Genomic DNA, 1043 nt, shown 5'->3' on the forward strand with positions numbered 1-1043 from the left:
TCACATTCAAAGTTCACAAATAGTGTAACCTGTCCTGCCACAGATATATTTTTCTTACTGCCTTTTTTCAGATCAAATGTAAGTGAACGTGAAAAATGGAATTTTTTATCACTTAACGGAGTTACATGGGGAAGTCTGAGTACAGATGTATCAGACGGGTTTTCTGTATTCTCTGCATCCAGGTCACTTCCTACATACTTTACATCATCATTTTCTTCGGTCTCTAACTTTTCATAGTAAACATCGCCCAGAGTCTCTGTGTTGTATTTGATCATATCAATTGCGGTGTTTACATCAATATCTTTTGGTGTGATCACAACAGAATCGGCACTTTTCTTTATATCCAGAACTTCAAAACAAAGCGCAGTGAACGGTGCGATGATCAGCGCTTTGTCACCGATTTTAAGATCACTCACTTTATCAGGATTTGTGAATTTATATGTTTCGGATCCATCCCCCTCAACATATGTATCTTTTTCTAAAGTTGATGTGATACTCACTATTCCATCTTTGGTTACAAGGAAATTGTCAGTTTTATCATTATTAAAATTCACAACATTCTCGTCATCAAAATCATCTGTCGTCTTGTTCAGGATCTCCTGTATTCTTTTAGTACATTTATCATATGTACAAGGAGATGATAACGGCTCACACAGTTCATCTCCGACGATAAACGATTTTATCAGATAGCTTTCCGGAAGTACATCATTAATGATCAATTCAACATAACCATTATCAGATTTTTGCAGTTTGTTCGTCTGAGAAAAAAGGAGCTCTGTGCCCTCATCATTGTAGAACCCAACAAATAGCGTACAATCCTCAACAGCAGAGTATTCAACACCGAGGAAAGGTTCCAGGTATTCATGATACATCCTGTAGACAGCATATTTTTCCTCTTGCTTTCTCTTGGTGCCTTTTTGTGACTCACCGATCTCGTCAGAAAACATTTTCCCGAACAAGCCGCCATATTCCAATTCATTATCTGAGGTCTCCTCAACAGCCTGTTCGGGGCTGTCGCCTGTTTCTGCGTAGGAAATGAATCC

At 38.4% G+C, this 1043-nt stretch carries 1 protein-coding gene; it reads right to left on the minus strand.

Going from position 1 to position 1043, the window contains the following annotated elements:
• On the minus strand, positions 1-1043 hold a 1043-nt coding region (locus T488_RS19850), incomplete at both ends, for a hypothetical protein (RefSeq protein ID WP_037297511.1).

This window comes from Ruminococcus flavefaciens ND2009 (assembly GCF_000621785.1).
Lineage (GTDB): Bacteria > Bacillota > Clostridia > Oscillospirales > Ruminococcaceae > Ruminococcus > Ruminococcus flavefaciens_C.